Origin of the sequence: Candidatus Pelagibacter sp. Uisw_136 (assembly GCF_047720275.1) — a bacterium.
Classification (GTDB): Bacteria; Pseudomonadota; Alphaproteobacteria; order Pelagibacterales; family Pelagibacteraceae; genus Pelagibacter.
Genome location: NZ_CP159812.1, coordinates 1,064,497 through 1,082,951 on the forward strand (window position 1 = coordinate 1,064,497; position 18,455 = coordinate 1,082,951).

Genomic DNA, 18,455 nt, shown 5'->3' on the forward strand with positions numbered 1-18,455 from the left:
TTATGCTTAAAAAAATTCCAAATATTTTAACAATTGGTAGAATAATAATTGTACCTTTTTTTGTTCTAGCATTTTATTTACCCGGTTTTTATGGTGATTTAACTGCATGCGTATTGTTTGTAATTGCATCATTTACTGATTTTTTGGATGGAATGTTGGCAAGAATGATGGCCAAGAGTCTAAGTTAGGTGAATTGCTTGACCCTATAGCAGATAAAATTATTGTTGCTACTGCACTTATATTGCTCGTTATGAGTGGAACAATTAAACATTACGAGGTTATTGCTGCAATTATAATACTTACAAGAGAAATACTAATTTCAGGCTTAAGAGAGTTTCTAGCTAGAGGACAAATTAAATTACCAGTAACTAATTTAGCAAAATTAAAAACTTTTTTACAAATGGTTGCCATAGCTCTTTTATTGACAGGTGAAACTGGTAATAAAATTTTAAATTTTCAAGATTATAATGCTCAAACTATTGGCATAATCCTGCTTTGGCTTTCTGCATTTTTAACTCTATATACTGGTTATGAGTATTTAAGAAAAGGCATTGACCATGCAATGTCTGAGGATAATAAAAAGTAAAATCTATTTTTTTCTAACTAAAGCTTGATAACTTTCATTCAAATCAATTATAGTTTCACACACTTTAAATTGATTATCTGCAATACATGATACTGGTGTTACTTCTGCAGCTGACCCAGTTAAAAAACAACCAACAAAATTTTTTAGCTCTTCTGGTTTAATTTTTCTCTCATTAATTTTAATTCCTTTAGATTTTGCAATCTCAATAACTGCTCTTCTTGTTATTCCGTCTAAAAAACAATCTGGAATTGGAGTGTGTATTTCTCCATTCTTATCTTTAAAAAAAATATTTGCTCCTGTTGCCTCTGCAACATTTCCTTCATAATCCAGCATTAAAGAATCTGTATAACCTTGTTGTTCTGCTTCATGCTTTGATAGGGTGTTGATCATATATAAGCCTGATGCTTTTGTGTCCCACGGTATTGTATTTGGCGCTGGCTTTCTCCAGTTTGAAATATTTAATTTAATCCCATTAACTTTTAATTTTGGATCAAAATAGGAACCCCAATCCCAGGTTGCTACAGCAACATGAATTTTTGTTTGTTGTGCAGAGATTGCCATCATTTCACTACCTCTCCAGGCCATTGGTCTTACATAACCATCTTTTATATTTTGAACTGAAATAATTTTATTACATGCATCATTTATTTCTATTTCTGAATATGGCATTGTAATTCCCATTCTTTTAGCTGAATAAAAAAGTCTTGTAGTATGCTCTTCTAATTTGAATATTGATCCTTCATAAACTCTTTCTCCTTCAAATACACAGCTAGCATAATGCAATCCATGATTTAAAATATGAATTTTTGCATCAGCCCAATCAACAAGCTCGTTATTATACCAGATTTTACCAGATCTTTTATCGTAGGGTATCATGTATGAAATAATTTAAATTTTTTCCTAAAATTATCTTTGTATCTATAATATGTCAATATAACTTACCCATAATGAAAGAACTTTTATATTTAAAGGACACTCAGTTAAAGCAATTGATTGAAAACTTATTTACGAGTTATCGTGAATCTTTTTCAGATGCCAAGAAAACCTTAGATAAATACTCTATAGGTATAGCTCACCACAAAGTTTTACATCTATTATCAATGTATAAGGGGATTACAATTTCTGACCTATTAAAGAGGCTAAAGGTTACTAAACAAAGTCTGAATAGAGTTTTAAAAGATTTAATTAAACTTGATGTTGTTTTTTTTGAAAAAGATCAACAAGACACAAGAGTAAAACACATTTTTTTAAATGAAAAAGGAGAAAAAATTTTTGATGAAATATTTTTGACACAAAAAAAAAGAATTTATAATGCTCTTTTAAATTCAAGTTCTGATCAAGTCCTAAACTTTGACAATGTTTTAAAGAAAATAATTAATGAATGATTTTGTAGCCCACATTTTAGTTGTAGATGATGATGAAGGAATTAGATCTCTAATTAAACAGTATTTGAATGAAAATAACTTTTTGGTTACTACATCGGATAGTGCAGAAAATGCTGAAGAAAAAATTTCAATAATTAAATTTGATTTAATTGTTTTGGATGTAATGATGACAGGAAAAAGTGGCCTTGATTTTATCAAACAAAATAAATCTAAGATTGATACCCCTATAATTTTATTAACAGCCAAAGGAGAAACTGAAAATAGAGTTGAAGGCCTAGAGATAGGTGCCGATGATTATTTACCAAAACCTTTTGAACCAAAAGAACTTACTTTAAGAATAAAAAATATTTTAAATAAAACAAAAAGAAATAATGAAAAAAGAATTATAACCTTTGATAATATTAAAATTGATCTTAACAAACTTTTAATTATTAAAAATGATATTGAATATAAAATAAATAGTACTGAAAAAATTATATTAGAAAAAATGATTAACAATCCTGGTAAAACTTTTTCAAGAGAGGATATTGGCAAACTAACTGATATTGATAAAGAAAGATCAGTAGATGTAATAATTACAAGACTTAGAAAAAAAATAGAAATAGACCCGAAAAATCCAAAATACTTACAAACTTTAAGAGGTGCTGGTTATGTCTTATGGATTGAATAATTTTATAAAAAATTTATTACCAAAAAGATTATTTTATAGAGCTTTATTAATCGTAGCAGTACCAATAATTGTTCTTCAAGTAGTCATAGCAATTGTTTTTTTCGATAGTCTTTGGATTAAAACAAATAAAGGTATGACAAGAGCATTGATCGGTGAGATGAAAACATTCATAGCAGCTTACGATAATGGAAAATATAATAATAATGACTTGTCAGGCTTATTCTCAATTTATTTAGATCTTAATGTTGAGTTTAAAACAGATGATTCATTTAAAAAACCTCAAAAAGAAAGATGGTTTAGTCCAATAGATAGAACACTAAGGAGAGAACTAAAATCTAATATGGGTACTGAGAATTATTGGTTCGATACAACGAGTTACAAAGAACTTATTCATATAAATATTAAATATAACGACGGTTACTTTGAATTTTTTATCCCAAAAGATAGGGTGGCAAGCTCGTCTGCTAGAATATTTGCTTTGTGGATCACCCTACCAGCACTACTAATGATAACTATAGCCATACTATTTCTAAAAAATCAAACAAGGCCAATTATAAACCTGGCTAAAGCTGCAGAAAGATTTGGTAAAGGAGAAAATATTGATGAGTACAGACCATCAGGAGCCTTAGAGATCAGACAAGCAGGTTTGGAATTTGATAAAATGAGAAAAAGAATAATGAGACACCTGAATCAAAGGTCTGAAATGTTATCTGGTATAAGTCACGATTTAAGAACACCCTTAACAAGACTAAAACTTCAGCTATCTTTTATGAAAGATAAAGATTTATCAAAAAAAATGTCTTTAGATATAGATGAAATGGAAAAAATGCTTAATGAATATCTGCAATTTACAAGTTCGTCTTATTTAGAAAAAGATGAAACTTTTGATATTTCTGAATTAATCGAAATCACAATAGATAAATATAATAATGATAAAATAACTAAGGAAATAATTCCAAGAGTTTATATGAATGGAAGAAAGAATTTAATACAGAGATCTTTAAATAATTTAATTAATAATTCAATTAAATATGCTGAAAATATAAATTTTCATCTATCAAAAAAGCAAAGTAACATAATAATTACTATTGATGATGATGGAGTTGGCATTCCTAAAGAAGAGTTAGAGAATGTTTTCAAACCATTTTATAAAGTAGATAAAAGTAGAGGGGATTCTAAATCTAGTGTTGGCCTTGGATTGTCAATTACATCTGATATAATCAAATCCCATGGAGGAAATATTTTATTAGAAAAATCTCCTTTAAATGGTCTTAGAGTTAAGATTTTTTTACCTTTATAGATTTTTTTTTTTGACTTTTTTTTTCCAATTTATCAATTTTTTTTTCTAAATTTTCAACTCTCTTAATTAATATATCTGTTTCTTCTTTACTAGTTAATTTCATTTTAAAAATGATTTCATCTCTTTTAGATCTTAAAACATTTATTATTTCAGAGCTTAAATCTTTATAAGAAATAAGTCCTTGTTCAAATAGCTTTGTTAATTTATCAATTACAAATTTTGATTTTGTCATATATTCGTTTATAAAATTAATATACTTTATACGTAGTTTTTTAAAAATGTTTATTAATAATTTTGACCCAGTTGCTTTTCAAATATTTTCATTAGAAATCAGATGGTATTCCTTGGCTTATATTATCGGTATTGCACTTGGTTGGCTGTATTGCAAAAAAAAATTAATCAAAGACCCTCATATTTTTCAGCTATTTGATGACTTCATAACCTATCTCATTATAGGTATGATTTTGGGGGGTCGGCTTGGATATACTTTATTTTATAATCTAAAATATTATTTAGATAACCCTGTTGAAATATTGATGGTTTGGAATGGTGGAATGTCATTTCATGGTGCTTTAATTGGAATTATAATTGCATCAATATTGTTCTCAAAAAAACACAATACAAATTCGTTTATATTTTTAGACTTAGTTGCCCTATCTGCTCCAATTGGAATTTTTTTCGGTAGAATTGCCAATTTCATAAACTCAGAGCTTTATGGGAGAGCCACGGACCTTCCTTGGTCAGTTCAATTTGTTCTAATAGATAATATCAAAAGACACCCCTCTCAATTATATGAGGCCTTTTTTGAAGGAATAATTCTTTTCTTTGTACTTGGGTATTTTTTTAAAAAAGATTATTTAAAAGTACCTGGAAAAATCTCTGCTTTATTCCTAATCTTTTATTCTCTATTTAGATTTTTTATAGAATATTTTAGATCTCCAGATCCTCAAATCGGTTACTTGGTTTTAAATCTAACATTAGGCCAATTGATAAGTATTCTTTTTTTCATGACTGGGGCTTATCTTTTATCCTTAAAAAAATGAAAATTAAAGATAATGATACGTTTACTTTAGATAAGTTTATAGAGGAATCTCTTTATAACAAAACATCTGGCTACTACATGAAAAAAAATCCGTTTGGCAAAAAGGGTGACTTCATAACTTCACCTAACATATCGGTATTGTTTTCAGAAATGATTGCAATTTGGGTAGTTTCATTTTGGCAAAATCTAGGTTGCCCTGAAAAGTTTAATTTAATTGAGTTAGGTGCTGGGGATGGTGAAATGATGAAAGTTTTAGTCAATACCTTTGATAAATTTCCAATATTTAAGAATTCTTGTCGTATTAAGATTTTAGAAAGAAGCAAATTACTTAAGAAAAAACAAAAGGTTAATATCAATAAAAAAAATATTCAGTGGTTAAATGATTTAAATGAATTAGATAATTTACCATGTATCTTTTTAGCAAACGAATTTTTTGACGCTTTACCTATTAAGCAATTCATAAAGAAAGACAAAAAATGGTTTGAAAAGCATATTAGATTTTTCAATAAAAAATTTGAATATTTCGATGTTCCTTTTGATATGGAAAAATTTGAAGATAAAATTAAATTTAAAGTCGCAAAACAGCAGAATTTTATTGAGTATTCACCACAATCAAGTGAATACTTAAAAAGTATTAACGATAAGATTAAGCATAATAATGGTGGAATTTTAATAATAGATTATGCCTATACTGATAAAAATATGAAAAATACTCTACAAGCTGTATCAAAACATAAATATTGTGATGTGCTTGAGGGGTTTGGTAATTCTGATATTACGTATAATTTAAGTTTCTATTTGATAAATAGAATGGTTAAAGAATTAAGCTCACTTACCTCAATGTATACTACTCAGGGCGAATTTCTAACAAAACTTGGTATTCTTGAAAGGGCAGAAATACTGTCCAAAAAAATGTTATTTAGTGAAAAAGCTGATATTTATTTTAGAATAAAAAGACTTATAGATAAAAATCAAATGGGTGAGTTATTTAAAGTAATGCTAATAACAACGCATAAAGATAAATTTAAATTGGGGTTTTAAACTGATTAAGTCAAAAAAACTCAATAGTTTTAAAAATATAGAGCACGCTTTCTTTAATAGAAAGGGTGGTAGGTCTTTAGGTATTTTTAAAAGTTTAAATTGTGGCCCTGGATCTTTAGATAATAAAAAAAATATTCTAAAAAACCTTAAAATTGTTCAAAAGAAAATTAAGACCAAGCTTAATAAAGTTATCTTACTTAAACAAATTCACAGTAATAAATTTCATTTTATAGATAAAGATTCAAAACTTAAAAATTATAATTTTGAGGGAGACGCGCTAATCACCAATAAAAAAGAATTTCCTATAGCTATATTAACCGCTGATTGTGCACCAATACTAATTTATGACGAGAAAGAAAAGATGATTGCTGCAATCCATGCTGGCTGGAAAGGTGCTTTCAAGGAGATAATTAGAAGAACTTTAAATTTTATGATTAAAAAAGGCTGCACTCCTGAAAATATTACTGCTGTTATCGGGCCATGTATTTCAGTAAAAAATTATGAGGTAAAAAAAGATTTTATTAAAAAACTTATCAAAAAAGATGGTCAAAATAAAAAATTTTTAAAAAAGATTAAAAATAAGGATTTCTTTAACTTAAAGAAATATGTCCATTCTCAATTAAAAGCCTTAAATATAAAGAAAATTGATATAATTAATAAGGATACATTTGATCCTAAAAATAATTTTTTTAGTGCGCGAAGATCTATTAGCTGCAATGAGAATGATTATGGTAGAAATATTTCTGTAATTATGATTAATTGATCGTATCTCATGAAATTATTAACTGGAAACAGCAACAAACCTCTCAGTAAAAATATTGCAAAATATTTAAGAACTAAGCTTGTGAACTCAAGTATAATAAAGTTTTCTGATGGAGAAATATATATAGAAATTAATGAAAATATTAGAGGTAATAGTATCTTTATAATTCAATCTATTTCGTCACCAGCAAATGACAACTTAATGGAATTACTACTTTGTATTGATGCTTTAAAAAGATCTTCAGCGAAGAATATTACTGCTGTCATTCCTTATTTTGGATATGCACGACAAGATCGAAAAGTAGTACCTCGAACTTCAATTTCTGCAAAACTAGTTTCTAATTTAATTACCAAAGCAGGTGCTGATAGAGTTGTTACTGTAGATCTTCATGCAGGACAAATTCAGGGCTTTTTCGATATTCCTGTAGACAACTTATTTGCTACACCAATTTTTGCAAGACATGTTAAAAAAAGTATCAAAAGCAAAAATATTATTTGTGTTGCACCAGATGTTGGTGGAACTGAAAGAGCAAGAGCACTTGGTAAAATTTTAAATGTGGAACTTGCGATTGTAGACAAAAGAAGACCTAAACCAGGTCAATCCAAAGTTATGAATGTTATAGGAGACGTTAAAGGGAAAACTTGCATTATAGTTGATGATATAATTGATTCAGGTGGAACTATAATAAACGCTGCTAAAGCTTTAAAAGATAGGGGCGCTAAAGAAGTTTATGTTTATATTACCCACGGAGTTTTAAGTGGAGAGGCAGTAGATAAAATCAAAAATTCTGTCATTAGAAAATTAGTAATAACAGACACAATTGATAATCATGATAAAATTAAAAATGTTAAAAATATAGAAGTTTTGCCTATTTCAACACTTATGGGTGAAGCAATTAAAAGAATCTCTAATTCAACATCTGTATCCGATTTATTTAAATAATTATCTTGAGTTATTAAGTATCTTGGGCTAAAAGCCATCTTTTTATGAATTCACTTGATGCAAATACTAGAAACACTAAGTCAAAAGGAGATGTTCGCTCTCTTAGATTGGCTGGAGATATCCCTGGCATAATTTATGGGGGACCAGAAGAAAATCAAAAAGTTACAGTATTAAAAAAAACATTAAAATCTCTAATACAAAAAGGAAGCTTCTTATCAAATATAATAACTCTTAATTTAGATGGAAAGCCTCAAAATGTTTTACCAAGAGAAATTACTTATAATGTAATATCCGATGAGCCAACTCATATTGATTTTCTTAGAGTTGTCCCAGGTGTAAAAATTAGAATAGAAGTACCTGTAGAATTTATTAACCATGAGACTTCACCAGGTTTAAAAAGAGGTGGAGTACTAAACATTGTTAGAAGAGAAATAGAATTAAAATGTCCAAGTGAAAAAATACCATCTGCAATAACTATTGATTTAGATGGAGTGGATATTGGAGAAAGTTTCAAAATATCTTCAGTTAAACTAGAAGAAGGTGTTACACCAACTATTATTGGAAGAGATTTTGTAATTGCAACATTGGCAGCGCCTACAGTTATGAAAGAGCCAGAAAAACCAGCTGAAGCTGAAGAAGCAGCAGCAACAGAAGATGGTAAAGAAGCAACACCAGCAGCTGAAGGTGATAAAAAAGATGGCGATGAAAAAAAAGCCACTGAAGAAAAGAAATAATCAACTTATTATTGTGAAGACTCCTAGATACGATTTAAAAAAAATATGCTTTTATTTGTAGGCTTAGGAAATCCAACACCAGATAGCGAAAACAATAGACACAATATTGGTTTCAAATTAATTGATGCTCTTAATAAAAAATTTGGTCTGTCTAAACAAAAACCAAAATTTAAAGGTTTGTTAACTACGGGTAATATTGAAGATAAAAAGGTTTATGCAATAAAACCTTTAACTTTTATGAATAACTCTGGAATTTGTATAAGGGAATTAATTGAATACTTCAAGATTGATGCTGAAGATGTGATTGTCTTCCATGATGACCTTGACCTTGAATTTGGAAAAGTAAAAGCAAAATTTGCAGGATCTAGTGCAGGACATAATGGTATCGAGTCTATCGATAAATTTATTGGTAAAGATTATTCAAGAGTAAGAATAGGAATCGGAAGACCTAAAACTAAAGCAGATGTTTCAGACCATGTATTAAAAGATTTTGATGAAGATGAAATGATACAACTAGAAAAAATTACTAAAAATATTATTGATTCAATGGCTATATTAATTGATAAAAAATTAGATTTATTCTCAAGCACTGTAAATAATAAGTAATGAGTTTTAAGTGTGGAATTGTTGGCTTACCTAATGTTGGTAAATCTACATTATTTAATGCACTTACAAATTCTAGCAAGGCACAAGCTGCTAATTTCCCTTTTTGTACGATAGAGCCAAATGTAGGTGTGGTTCCTGTACCTGATGAAAGACTAGATAAATTGGTAGAAATATCAAAATCGAAAAAAAAAATTAATACTACTATTGAGTTTGTGGATATAGCCGGACTAGTAGAAGGTGCCTCTAAAGGTGAAGGCTTAGGTAATAAATTCTTATCCCACATAAGAGAAGTGGATGCAGTCATACATATGATCAGATGTTTTGACTCTGAGGATATTCAAAATGTGAACCCAACTGTTGATCCAATCAGAGATTTAGAAATTATTGAAACAGAAATGATGTTGGCAGACCTTGAGTCAATACAAAAAAGATTGGAAAAAAATAATAAGAAAAATGTAGATGAGGAACAATTAAAAATATTAGAAATTGCTTCTGACTGCATAAATAATTCTAAAGATATTCAAATACTTTATGAACAATTTGACAAAAAATTAATAAACCAAAGTGGTTTATTGTCTTTAAAGCCTAAAATTTTTGTATGTAACGTTGATGAAGCAAGTGTTCAAAATGGAAATAAATATACGCAAGCTTTTATTGATAAATTTGGTGAAAAAAATACCTTAATAGTTTCGGCTGATATTGAGAACCAAATAAATCAATTAGAAAATGAAGAAAAAGAAAATTATATGGAAATGATTGGATTAAAAAGAACTGGCTTAAACATGTTAATTCAAAAGGGTTATAATATTTTAGAGCTAGACACTTATTTTACATCCGGACCTGAAGAAACTAGAGCCTGGACTATTCAAAAAAATTGTACTGCACCAAAAGCTGCTGGTGAAATACATACTGATTTTGAAAAAGGTTTTATTAGAGCTGAAACAATTGCATATGAAGATTTCATAGCAAATCAGGGTTGGGTAAATTCCAAGACTAATGGAAAAATGAGACTTGAAGGGAAAGATTATATTGTCAAAGATGGTGATATATTAAACTTCAGATTCAATACGTGACCAAATTTTCTTCATACTAAAGTAAACTAGAATAGTTAAAATAATTAAATATAAAATAGCCTTAAAGCCCATTTTGTGTCTGCTTTCTAAATGTGGTTCTGCTGCCCACATTAAAAATGTCGTAACGTCTTTTGCCATTTGCTCTTCTGTAGCCTTTGTACCATCACTATATTCTACAGCATCATCCATTAAAGGTTGTGACATCTTAATTTTATTACCATACATATATTTATTATAGTAAACCCCATCATCAAGCGTTACGCCACTGGGTGGATCTTCATAACCTAAAAGTACTGAATAAATATAATCAACCCCACCACTTCGAGCTTTTGCTAATACTGACATATCAGGTGGATAAGCTCCTCCATTTGCTGCTTGAGCTGCCTTAACGTTTTCAAAAGGCATGACAAATTTATCAGATAATTTTGCTGGTCTAACAAACATTTCACCATCATTATTTGGTCCATCTGTAACTTCAAAACTTGTAGCTATTGCTTTAGCCTGCTCTTCACTAAACTCTGGTCCACCTGGTTCAAATAGGTTTCTATAACTTACATATTTCATTGAATGACAGCCAGCACAAACTTCTGAATAAACCTGGTACCCTCTTTGCAAGGCCCCTCTATCAAATTTTCCAAATAATCCCTTAAAACTCCAATCTGTTTTTAAAAGATCAACTTTTTCTGCAGCATTAATAGTAGGAGTTCCTACTAATAAAAAAATTATTGAATAACTAATTTTTAAAATATTTTTCACTTAATTAATCTAAACTTTCTTTTTTTTTAACAGCTGATGCCATTGGCATCCCTCCAAGTACTGGTTCTGTAATACTTAAAGGTAGGGGTATAGTTTTTTCTTTAAATCCTAATAACGGTAAGATTATTAAAAAATGAATAAAATAGTAAGCTGTGGCAACCCTAGCAATCAATAAGTAAAGCCCTTCAGCTGGCATTGCACCCACGTAACCTAGAACTAATACATCCACTACTAGTATCCAATAAAATTGCTTGTAAAGAGGTCTAAATACTGCCGATCTAATTTTTGAAGTATCTAACCAAGGCAGTGCAGCTAAAATTAAAATTGCTGACAGCATTGCAACTACCCCCATTAATTTATCAGGAACTGACCTTAGGATTGCATAAAATGGTAATAGATACCACTCAGGAACTATATGTGCTGGTGTAACCATTGGATTTGCTTCTATATAATTGTCCGCATGCCCTAAAATATTTGGTGAATAAAAAACAAAAAATGCAAAAACAATCATAAACATTAATAATGCAAAGGCATCTTTGATCACAATATATGGATGAAATGGCACTGTATCCTTAGAAGGCTTTTTAACATCAATTCCTATTGGATTATTATTTCCAGGAATATGCAGTGCCCAAATATGAAGAACCACTAAGCCTAAGATCAAAAATGGTATCAAATAATGTAACGTGAAAAACCTTGTTAAAGTTGGGTTATCAACAGAATAACCTCCCCACAACCAATTAACTATTCCTTCACCCACTAAAGGTATTGCACTAAAAAGATTTGTAATAACTGTTGCTCCCCAAAAACTCATCTGACCCCATGGTAAAACATATCCCATAAATGCTGCTGCCATCATTAAAAGGTAAATTATAATTCCAATAATCCAAATTATTTCTCTTGGAGATTTATATGATCCATAAAACAAAGATCTAAATATATGAATATAGACTGCTAAGAAAAACATTGAAGCACCGTTTGCATGAATATATCTTATTAACCAACCATAGTTTACATCTCTCATGATATGTTCAACGCTTTCAAAAGCCATATCAGCATGAGCAATGTAGTGCATAGCTAGAGTTAAACCTGTAACGATTTGTGTAATTAAACAAAAAGTTAAAATTCCACCAAATGTCCACCAATAATTTAAATTCTTAGGTGTTGGATAATCAGTTAAATGACTAGCAAGTGATAAAAGTGGAAGCCTGTCATTAAACCATTTTCCAAATTTTGAACTGGGAACGTACTCGTGATCACTCATAATTATTTATTATCCAATTTTAATTGTGTTGCTATTAACAAATTCATATTTTGGAACTTCCATGTTTGTTGGAGCAGGACCTTTTCTAATTCTTCCAGATATATCGTAGTGCGAACCATGACAAGGACAAAACCAACCATTGTAGTCTCCTTTATCATTTAAAGGTACGCAGCCTAAGTGAGTACAAACCCCTACCATAACTAACCATTCTGGATCTTTTGCTCTATCCTCATCTTTTTGAGGGTCTTTTAAATCTTCCATTTTAACAGCTCTTGCTTCAGCTACTTCCTCGGAAGTTCTTCTTTTGATAAAAACTGGTTTTCCTCTCCAAAGTACAGTGATTGTTTTTCCAGGTTGAACTGAACTTATGTCAACTTCTGTGCTGGCCAATGCTTTAACAGAGGCATCTGGGTTCATTTGATCAATTAGTGGCCAAACAACAGCTCCTACCCCAACAGCTCCTACAGCATACGAGGCAGTAAATAAAAATTCTCTTCTTTCAGGTTTTTTTTCAGACATCTTTTATTTTTTGTATATTGTTATCTAATATATGACTTCTTATAAGAAAAAAGTTTTTTTTCCACTGAAACAATGACACATAAAACATGAATTTGAGACCTAAAATAGCCTTATATGAACCTGATATTCCTCAAAATACAGCAGCTATTATTAGAACGTGTGCATGTCTAGGCGCTGATTTAGAGATAATTGAGCCATGTGGTTTTTTATTTAGTGATAAAAGATTTAAAAGAGTTGTGATGGATTACATGGATGAAAAAATGATAAAATTTTATCAAAGTTCAGATGAGTTTTTTAAATCAAAAAAGAATGAGAGGGTAATATTGTTAACAACTAAATCAGCAGACTCTTATGCGGCGTTCAAATTTGAGAGCAATGACACACTGCTATTTGGAAGAGAAAGCGCTGGTGTACCAGATCATGTTCATAATTCAATTAAGTATAGGTTAAAAATACCCATGATGGACAATAAAAGATCTTTAAATATAGCCTCTTCAGTTGCTATAATTCTTTCAGAAAATTTAAGACAAACTAACTTTAAAAATAATGGATAAAGAAATTAAAAAAAAACTTGCTTCTAATTGGTTTAAGTTGCTGCAGAACACAATTTGTAACGATATTGAAAAACTAGAAGGTAAAAAATTAAAATTTAAATCTAAAACATGGAATAGAAGTGAAATTAAAGATGAAGGTGGTGGAGAATTTAGAATTTTAAAAAATGGCAAAATTTTTGAAAAAGTTGGTGTAAACTTTTCAGAAGTGCATGGAAAGTTTTCAAAAGAAATGAGTAAAAAAATCCCAGGTGCTTCTAAAGATCAAAATTTTTGGGCGTCAGGAATTTCTATCGTAATGCATATGAAAAATCCTCATGTTCCAGCAATTCATTTTAACACAAGGTTTATCTATACAACGCATGGATGGTTTGGTGGTGGTATGGATGTAACACCTTGCATTCAAGATCTTAAGGAAAAAAACTTCCTTCATGACGAATTAAAAAAAATGTGTGATCGACATGATAAAAAATTCTATAAAAAATATAAAAAGTGGTGTGATGAATATTTTTATTTACCACATAGAAAAGAAACAAGAGGAATTGGTGGTATTTTTTTTGATTACAAAAAAAATGATTGGGAGAAAGACTTTAAATTTGTAGCAGATCTTGGAGTTACCTTTCAAATGTTATTTAACTCTATAATACAATTGAAATACAAAAAGAAATGGACTGCAAAACAAAAGGAGATACAGTATATTAAAAGAGGTAGATATACTGAGTTTAACTTGCTATACGACAGAGGAACAAAATTTGGTTTACAAACAGGTGGCAATGTTGAGGGAATATTAATGTCTTTACCTCCAATAGCAAAATGGAATTAAAATGGAAAAAGAACCAATAACAACTGCCGGACTTGAAGTTTTAAAAGAAGAGCTAATTTTTTTAAAAGAGAAAAAACGTCCACAGATAGTAGCTGCAATATCTGAAGCAAGATCACATGGAGATTTGAAAGAGAATGCTGAATACCATGCTGCAAAAGAAGAACAATCCCATAATGAAGGAAGAATAGTTCAGATCAATGATAATATTGCGAGAGCAAATGTAATTGACGTTACAAAAATGAGTAATAATGGAAAAGTCATCTTTGGCTCAACTGTAGATTTAGAAAATTTAGATACTGAAGAAAAAATTACCTATAAAATAGTTGGAAGAGATGAGGCTGACCTTCAAAAAAAACTAATATTTTTTCAATCACCAATAGGAAGAGGTTTAATTGGAAAAAACAAAAACGATTTAGTTGAAATTAAAACTCCCGCAGGTGTAAAAAACTTTGAAATTAAAGATGTAAAGTACGTTTAATTACTTACTATTTTTTGAACTTCTTTATCTGAAATTTTAAAATCATTACTAGTCCAGACCTCTTCTATTACTTTTAACTTCTGTCCCAGCCCTCTTCCCTCGGGAACTTGATATTTCTCCATCAAAGTACTAGCTTTAAATGGCATGACGGGCATTTCTTTTTTCTTAAAAATTTCAATTAATTTAATTAACTTATTGTCTACTTTTTTGGATTTAAAAATCTTAAAATAAAGAACATCTAATAATGCCTCTCTACCATTAAAATAAAAAACCTTATTCAAATTTTTTTCTGAAAAAGTTTTGCTAGTATTTTTTTCTAAATTAAACTTATTTAAAAATATAAGTCTTTTTTGATCTTTTTTGGATAAATTAAATTTATAAATAAAGTAATCTACATTATCAGTTCCATCAATAACCATTAAAGATAATAAGAAAATAAAGTCCACTTCAAGAAAGTTTTTTTTTGCAAAGCCATTCATTTTATTAAATAGAGAAATGTTTTTTATTTGTGGAAAAATAAGATTTATAATCTCTAAACAATCCTTATCCTTAGTTAGCTTTAGAAAACCATCTGATTTTAATAGTTTTTGAAATTCATCTATTAATCTTTCTGAGGAAATACTTGAAACACCACTTAGGTTTTTTTTAATTGCTTTAATGACTTTTGGGTCATGACTATGTTTGGAATAACTAAGATAAAATCTAACATATCTTAACACTCTTAAATAATCTTCTTTAATTCTTGTTTCTACATTTCCAATGAAATTAATTTTTCCATTTTCTAAATCTTTCTTTCCATCAAATGGGTCAAATAAACTTCCTTCAATATCAGCATAAATAGAATTGATAGTAAAATCTCTTCTAGAAGCATCATCTTTCCAACTATCAGAAAACTCTACTTTTGCGTGTCGTCCATCTGTATCAACGTCTTTTCTTAATGATGTAATTTCAAACTTTATGTCATTAATTAACGCTGTAATTGTTCCATGTTCTATTCCACTCTCGTAATATTTTATGCCTTTTATAGTAAGAGCCTCACATACCTCTTTTGGATTTAAATTTACTGCTAAATCTATATCGTCATATCTTTCTTTATTGATAATTTTTCTTACACATCCACCAACATAACGGATTTCACTATTGCTAGTGTATGAATGAATTGCTTCAAATATTTTTGAAACCTCTGTTTCTTTTTTAATATTTTTGAAGCCTAAATTTATGTGATTAAGGTTTTGAGATCTAAAAAAAATTTTATCTAATAAGTTATTCATATATGGCTGGCCGACAAGGATTCGAACCTCGGATCTCTGTACCAAAAACAGATGTGATACCACTTCACCATGGGCCAATATTAGTTGCATATATCACAAAAAAAAAAAATTATATAGTTTTTGATTCAATACACCAGTGGCTATTAAATTTTCGTTTATATTGTTTGTATGCTTTTTTGCAGGCCTTTTTGGAATGAAAATAAGCCACTATTGAGGATCCTGATCCAGACATTCTAGCAAATAGAGCATTGGTTAAACCGCTGAGGTAGGATTTAATTATTTTAAGTTCTGGATATTTATTTAAGGCAACCTTTTCAAGATCATTGTCTAAATTTTTTAAATATTTTGCTTCAAATAGTTTCAGTTTAGGGGGGTTGAATTGTGGTTTGGAGAATGAATTAACTTTAGAATAAATATATTTTGTAGAACATCCAAAGTTAGGTTTCACAACTAATATATGAAATTTAATTTTATTTTTATATTTTTTAATATCTCCATTAGATAAAAGAATAGCTGATGATGGTTTTATACCTAAGATAACATCTGATCCTATTTCATTACTTATTTTTTTTAACTCACTTTTTTTTAATTTAATTATTTTTTTTTCAATAAAAAAATTTAATAGACTGGCAGCATTCATGGACCCACCTCCCATTCCTGCTTTTTGGGGTATATTTTTTATAACTTTAATTTCAAATTTTTTATTATTTAAAAGTTTTTTATTATCTAAAATTTTTAACAATTTTGAAATGGTATTAATTTTACTAATATTTTTAGAAAACTTTCCAAAAAAATTAATTTTATGCTGTTTTGTGTTACTTTCTCTTAATGTAATTGAATCATGTAAATCAATAAAAGAAATTAAACTTTCAATATTATGAAGCTTTGATTTTTTTCCAGTAACGTTTAGAGCTAAATTTATCTTTGCATAAGATTTTATCTTAAAACTATTCATAATTTAGGAATTTTTTAATCCCTCTATTAATTTATTTTTAATAGTTTCTTTCATGGCATCTTTTGTCTCATCTAAATTTAAAACAGCTTGCCAAAAATATCTTGCTTGAATTTTTCTATCCAGCTGCCAAAGAATATCACCGTAATGATCGTTAACTATTGGATCCTGGGGCATTAGTTCAACTGCCCTTTTAAGAAAATTTTCTGCCCTCTCATATTCGTCGACTAAGTAATATGCCCAACCGATTGAATCAATAATATATGGATCGTTGCTTCTGGCTGCATAAGCTTTTTCAAGCATTGTAAGAGCAGTATCAATTTTATGTTCTCTTTCCAGCCATGAATAAGCTAAATAATTTAAAACATAAGCATCATCTGGATTTGCTTCAAGAGATTTTAATAAATCTTTATCTGCTTTTATATAATCTCCAGATCTTTCATAACTTCCTCCACGCCTATATAATATTTCTGCATATAGGTCGGAATTAACGTCCATTTTTAAAAGTATTTGATCATAAAAACTTATCGCTTCAATATATCTTTTTGCATTTTTATGTATATTTGCAATATCAAATATAATTTTTTTATTTGGATTTTTAATTGTTTTAAATTTTTTATTGATAAAATTTAGAGATGTTTTTTGATCAGATTTTTTTGAAATAATTTGAGACTCTTTTTTTAACTTAAACCAATAATAAAATTCATGCTTTTTATCAAATGCTTCAAGAGTTTTTAATGTATTTGAATAATCATTACTCCAATAATAATTTTCAGCTAATAAGGACAAATTGAAGATAAATTTAGGATTTAAATAGTTTGCTATATTTAAGTAAAAATTTGATTTCTCATAATCATTCTGAGATGAATAGAGATTTGCTATTAGAAAAAATAACTCACTAACGATGTCATTCGAATTAGTACATGAAAAAATATCTTGAAAATTATCTAAATTTCTATCTTCTATCCATTTTTTTCCTTGAGAAATTAATACTGATGAATTTAAATAATCAAAATTATTAGTAACTTTTTTTGCCTCATCATAATTATCATTCTCAATTAAATAACTGATCAAAAAAAATGAATACCTTGAATAATCAGCATCATTTTGTGAATTAATTAATCTACCAAAATATTTCTCAGTATCTTTATCATTTAAATAACATCGTTGAAAAACTTCATTAATAAATGAAAAATTTCCAAATGTATTTTTTTGCTTCATTAATTTTTTTTCTTCAAAAACAGATAGGTATTGTTTGAAGGTTTCTGCAATGATTAAAGAAAATCTATCATTATTAATAAATTCATATGATCTATCGATATAAACTTTACTTTTTTTAAAATTTTTTTTCTTTAAACTATCAACTGCCAGTAACAGATTAGCCTGAAAAAAGTCAGAATTGTTTTTTGTTGAACTTTGTTTAACTTGATTAATTGCTTTCTTAACTTTGCCATCAAGAACTAAAGAAAATATATACCTCTCAAGATAGGCATCATGCTGTTTTATTAATATTTTTGATGAATTAAAAAATTTTAAAGCTTCCGTATTATCTAAGTTTTCATAAGCTACAATTCCTGAAAAATAATTAGACAAATACCTAGCATTAAAATTGTTTAAACTGGTATTTTTTGAGTATAATGGACTCTGATAAAGTAATAATATTAAAAATAATTTAAAAAACTTTACCAACATTTGGCCA

The 18,455-nt window shown here is 28.7% G+C and carries 21 protein-coding genes, 1 tRNA gene and 1 pseudogene; 14 read left to right on the top strand and 9 right to left on the bottom strand.

Annotation, left to right across the window (positions count from 1 at the left end; genetic code table 11):
• Positions 1-2: 2 nt before the first annotated feature.
• Positions 3-586, top strand: a pseudogene (gene pgsA, locus ABXT53_RS05710) (CDP-diacylglycerol--glycerol-3-phosphate 3-phosphatidyltransferase).
• A gap of 3 nt (positions 587-589) precedes the next feature.
• Here pgsA and ABXT53_RS05715 read toward each other — a convergent pair.
• Positions 590-1,462, bottom strand: coding sequence for a branched-chain amino acid aminotransferase (locus tag ABXT53_RS05715; RefSeq protein ID WP_415290204.1), 873 nt, complete (start codon positions 1,460-1,462; stop codon positions 590-592).
• Between the two features lie 71 nt (positions 1,463-1,533).
• On the opposite strand from ABXT53_RS05715, the gene ABXT53_RS05720 reads away from it, so the two are divergent.
• The 3 genes from ABXT53_RS05720 to ABXT53_RS05730 are packed head-to-tail and all read left to right on the top strand — an operon-like array spanning position 1,534 to position 3,941.
• The gene (locus tag ABXT53_RS05720) at positions 1,534-1,971 is read left to right on the top strand and encodes a MarR family winged helix-turn-helix transcriptional regulator (RefSeq protein WP_415290205.1); all 438 of its coding nucleotides are present in this window, start codon (positions 1,534-1,536) and stop codon (positions 1,969-1,971) included.
• Positions 1,964-2,641: a response regulator gene (locus tag ABXT53_RS05725; protein ID WP_415290207.1), complete on the top strand. Its 678-nt coding sequence runs from the start codon at positions 1,964-1,966 to the stop codon at positions 2,639-2,641. The genes ABXT53_RS05720 and ABXT53_RS05725 overlap by 8 nt, the downstream gene beginning before the upstream one ends.
• Positions 2,622-3,941 carry an ATP-binding protein gene (locus tag ABXT53_RS05730; protein ID WP_415290209.1) on the top strand — a complete coding sequence of 440 codons (1,320 nt, stop codon included), beginning with the start codon at positions 2,622-2,624 and terminating at the stop codon, positions 3,939-3,941. The genes ABXT53_RS05725 and ABXT53_RS05730 overlap by 20 nt, the downstream gene beginning before the upstream one ends.
• Here ABXT53_RS05730 and ABXT53_RS05735 read toward each other — a convergent pair.
• Positions 3,919-4,173, bottom strand: coding sequence for a hypothetical protein (locus tag ABXT53_RS05735; protein WP_415290210.1), 255 nt, complete (start codon positions 4,171-4,173; stop codon positions 3,919-3,921). The genes ABXT53_RS05730 and ABXT53_RS05735 overlap by 23 nt on opposite strands.
• A 46-nt stretch (positions 4,174-4,219) precedes the next feature.
• On the opposite strand from ABXT53_RS05735, the gene lgt reads away from it, so the two are divergent.
• From lgt to ychF, 7 genes are read left to right on the top strand one after another with little or no spacing between them, the layout of a single operon-like run.
• Positions 4,220-4,984, top strand: a complete 765-nt coding sequence (gene lgt / locus ABXT53_RS05740) for a prolipoprotein diacylglyceryl transferase (RefSeq protein WP_415290212.1) — start codon at positions 4,220-4,222, stop codon at positions 4,982-4,984.
• Positions 4,981-6,024, top strand: a complete 1,044-nt coding sequence (locus tag ABXT53_RS05745; protein ID WP_415290213.1) for an SAM-dependent methyltransferase — start codon at positions 4,981-4,983, stop codon at positions 6,022-6,024. The genes lgt and ABXT53_RS05745 overlap by 4 nt, the downstream gene beginning before the upstream one ends.
• Before the next feature lie 37 nt (positions 6,025-6,061).
• Positions 6,062-6,787, top strand: a complete 726-nt coding sequence (pgeF, locus tag ABXT53_RS05750; protein WP_415291312.1) for a peptidoglycan editing factor PgeF — start codon at positions 6,062-6,064, stop codon at positions 6,785-6,787.
• 9 nt (positions 6,788-6,796) lie between these two features.
• Positions 6,797-7,729: a ribose-phosphate pyrophosphokinase gene (locus ABXT53_RS05755; protein WP_415290215.1), complete on the top strand. Its 933-nt coding sequence runs from the start codon at positions 6,797-6,799 to the stop codon at positions 7,727-7,729.
• A 44-nt stretch (positions 7,730-7,773) separates the two neighbouring features.
• Positions 7,774-8,463 carry a 50S ribosomal protein L25/general stress protein Ctc gene (locus tag ABXT53_RS05760; protein WP_415290217.1) on the top strand — a complete coding sequence of 230 codons (690 nt, stop codon included), beginning with the start codon at positions 7,774-7,776 and terminating at the stop codon, positions 8,461-8,463.
• Between the two features lie 45 nt (positions 8,464-8,508).
• On the top strand, positions 8,509-9,069 hold the full coding sequence (pth, locus tag ABXT53_RS05765; RefSeq protein WP_415290218.1) for an aminoacyl-tRNA hydrolase: 561 nt from the start codon (positions 8,509-8,511) through the stop codon (positions 9,067-9,069).
• Positions 9,069-10,142: a redox-regulated ATPase YchF gene (gene ychF / locus ABXT53_RS05770; RefSeq protein WP_415290220.1), complete on the top strand. Its 1,074-nt coding sequence runs from the start codon at positions 9,069-9,071 to the stop codon at positions 10,140-10,142. The genes pth and ychF overlap by 1 nt, the downstream gene beginning before the upstream one ends.
• Here the strand turns inward: ychF and ABXT53_RS05775 are convergent.
• From ABXT53_RS05775 to petA, 3 genes are read right to left on the bottom strand one after another with little or no spacing between them, the layout of a single operon-like run.
• Positions 10,119-10,898 (bottom strand): cytochrome c1, encoded by a 780-nt coding sequence (locus ABXT53_RS05775; protein ID WP_415290221.1) that lies wholly within the window; start codon positions 10,896-10,898, stop codon positions 10,119-10,121. The two genes, ychF and ABXT53_RS05775, sit on opposite strands and share 24 nt — an antisense overlap.
• A gap of 4 nt (positions 10,899-10,902) precedes the next feature.
• The gene (locus tag ABXT53_RS05780) at positions 10,903-12,162 is read right to left on the bottom strand and encodes a cytochrome b (protein WP_415278026.1); all 1,260 of its coding nucleotides are present in this window, start codon (positions 12,160-12,162) and stop codon (positions 10,903-10,905) included.
• A gap of 9 nt (positions 12,163-12,171) precedes the next feature.
• Positions 12,172-12,681 (bottom strand): ubiquinol-cytochrome c reductase iron-sulfur subunit, encoded by a 510-nt coding sequence (gene petA / locus ABXT53_RS05785; protein WP_271492267.1) that lies wholly within the window; start codon positions 12,679-12,681, stop codon positions 12,172-12,174.
• 86 nt (positions 12,682-12,767) lie between these two features.
• Here petA and ABXT53_RS05790 point away from each other — a divergent pair, with 86 nt between their 5' ends.
• Genes ABXT53_RS05790 through greA form a run of 3 tightly spaced genes read left to right on the top strand, consistent with a single transcriptional unit; the run spans position 12,768 to position 14,533 of the window.
• A complete protein-coding gene (locus ABXT53_RS05790; protein ID WP_415290222.1) occupies positions 12,768-13,235 on the top strand; it encodes a tRNA (cytidine(34)-2'-O)-methyltransferase in 468 nt (155 codons plus the stop codon).
• Entirely contained in the window at positions 13,228-14,055 is an 828-nt protein-coding gene (gene hemF / locus ABXT53_RS05795) for an oxygen-dependent coproporphyrinogen oxidase (RefSeq protein WP_415290223.1), read from the top strand. Before ABXT53_RS05790 ends, hemF begins: the two co-directional genes overlap by 8 nt.
• 1 nt (position 14,056) lies before the next feature.
• Positions 14,057-14,533: a transcription elongation factor GreA gene (gene greA, locus ABXT53_RS05800; RefSeq protein WP_271492258.1), complete on the top strand. Its 477-nt coding sequence runs from the start codon at positions 14,057-14,059 to the stop codon at positions 14,531-14,533.
• Here greA and ABXT53_RS05805 read toward each other — a convergent pair.
• From ABXT53_RS05805 to ABXT53_RS05820, 4 genes are all read right to left on the bottom strand, one after another.
• Positions 14,530-15,804, bottom strand: coding sequence for a CCA tRNA nucleotidyltransferase (locus ABXT53_RS05805; protein WP_415290225.1), 1,275 nt, complete (start codon positions 15,802-15,804; stop codon positions 14,530-14,532). The two genes, greA and ABXT53_RS05805, sit on opposite strands and share 4 nt — an antisense overlap.
• Before the next feature lie 3 nt (positions 15,805-15,807).
• A tRNA-Gln gene (locus ABXT53_RS05810) sits at positions 15,808-15,881 on the bottom strand.
• Between the two features lie 32 nt (positions 15,882-15,913).
• Positions 15,914-16,759 (bottom strand): 4-(cytidine 5'-diphospho)-2-C-methyl-D-erythritol kinase, encoded by an 846-nt coding sequence (gene ispE / locus ABXT53_RS05815; RefSeq protein WP_415290226.1) that lies wholly within the window; start codon positions 16,757-16,759, stop codon positions 15,914-15,916.
• Between the two features lie 3 nt (positions 16,760-16,762).
• The gene (locus tag ABXT53_RS05820) at positions 16,763-18,349 is read right to left on the bottom strand and encodes a tetratricopeptide repeat protein (protein WP_415290227.1); all 1,587 of its coding nucleotides are present in this window, start codon (positions 18,347-18,349) and stop codon (positions 16,763-16,765) included.
• Between the last annotated feature and the right edge of the window lie 106 nt (positions 18,350-18,455).

Bases quoted from the DNA above. Each gene is read 5' to 3' on its own strand.
- ABXT53_RS05790 (WP_415290222.1), top strand. From the start codon at position 12,768: ATGAATTTGAGACCTAAAATAGCCTTATATGAACCTGATATTCCTCAA.
- ABXT53_RS05720 (WP_415290205.1), top strand. From the start codon at position 1,534: ATGAAAGAACTTTTATATTTAAAGGACACTCAGTTAAAGCAATTGATT.
- pth (WP_415290218.1), top strand. From the start codon at position 8,509: ATGCTTTTATTTGTAGGCTTAGGAAATCCAACACCAGATAGCGAAAAC.
- ABXT53_RS05735 (WP_415290210.1), bottom strand. From the start codon at position 4,173: ATGACAAAATCAAAATTTGTAATTGATAAATTAACAAAGCTATTTGAA.
- ABXT53_RS05760 (WP_415290217.1), top strand. From the start codon at position 7,774: ATGAATTCACTTGATGCAAATACTAGAAACACTAAGTCAAAAGGAGAT.
- ABXT53_RS05715 (WP_415290204.1), bottom strand. From the start codon at position 1,462: ATGATACCCTACGATAAAAGATCTGGTAAAATCTGGTATAATAACGAG.
- ABXT53_RS05745 (WP_415290213.1), top strand. From the start codon at position 4,981: ATGAAAATTAAAGATAATGATACGTTTACTTTAGATAAGTTTATAGAG.
- ychF (WP_415290220.1), top strand. From the start codon at position 9,069: ATGAGTTTTAAGTGTGGAATTGTTGGCTTACCTAATGTTGGTAAATCT.
- greA (WP_271492258.1), top strand. From the start codon at position 14,057: ATGGAAAAAGAACCAATAACAACTGCCGGACTTGAAGTTTTAAAAGAA.
- ABXT53_RS05805 (WP_415290225.1), bottom strand. From the start codon at position 15,804: ATGAATAACTTATTAGATAAAATTTTTTTTAGATCTCAAAACCTTAAT.
- ABXT53_RS05725 (WP_415290207.1), top strand. From the start codon at position 1,964: ATGAATGATTTTGTAGCCCACATTTTAGTTGTAGATGATGATGAAGGA.
- ABXT53_RS05780 (WP_415278026.1), bottom strand. From the start codon at position 12,162: ATGAGTGATCACGAGTACGTTCCCAGTTCAAAATTTGGAAAATGGTTT.
- ispE (WP_415290226.1), bottom strand. From the start codon at position 16,759: ATGAATAGTTTTAAGATAAAATCTTATGCAAAGATAAATTTAGCTCTA.
- hemF (WP_415290223.1), top strand. From the start codon at position 13,228: ATGGATAAAGAAATTAAAAAAAAACTTGCTTCTAATTGGTTTAAGTTG.
- petA (WP_271492267.1), bottom strand. From the start codon at position 12,681: ATGTCTGAAAAAAAACCTGAAAGAAGAGAATTTTTATTTACTGCCTCG.
- ABXT53_RS05755 (WP_415290215.1), top strand. From the start codon at position 6,797: ATGAAATTATTAACTGGAAACAGCAACAAACCTCTCAGTAAAAATATT.
- ABXT53_RS05730 (WP_415290209.1), top strand. From the start codon at position 2,622: ATGTCTTATGGATTGAATAATTTTATAAAAAATTTATTACCAAAAAGA.
- lgt (WP_415290212.1), top strand. From the start codon at position 4,220: ATGTTTATTAATAATTTTGACCCAGTTGCTTTTCAAATATTTTCATTA.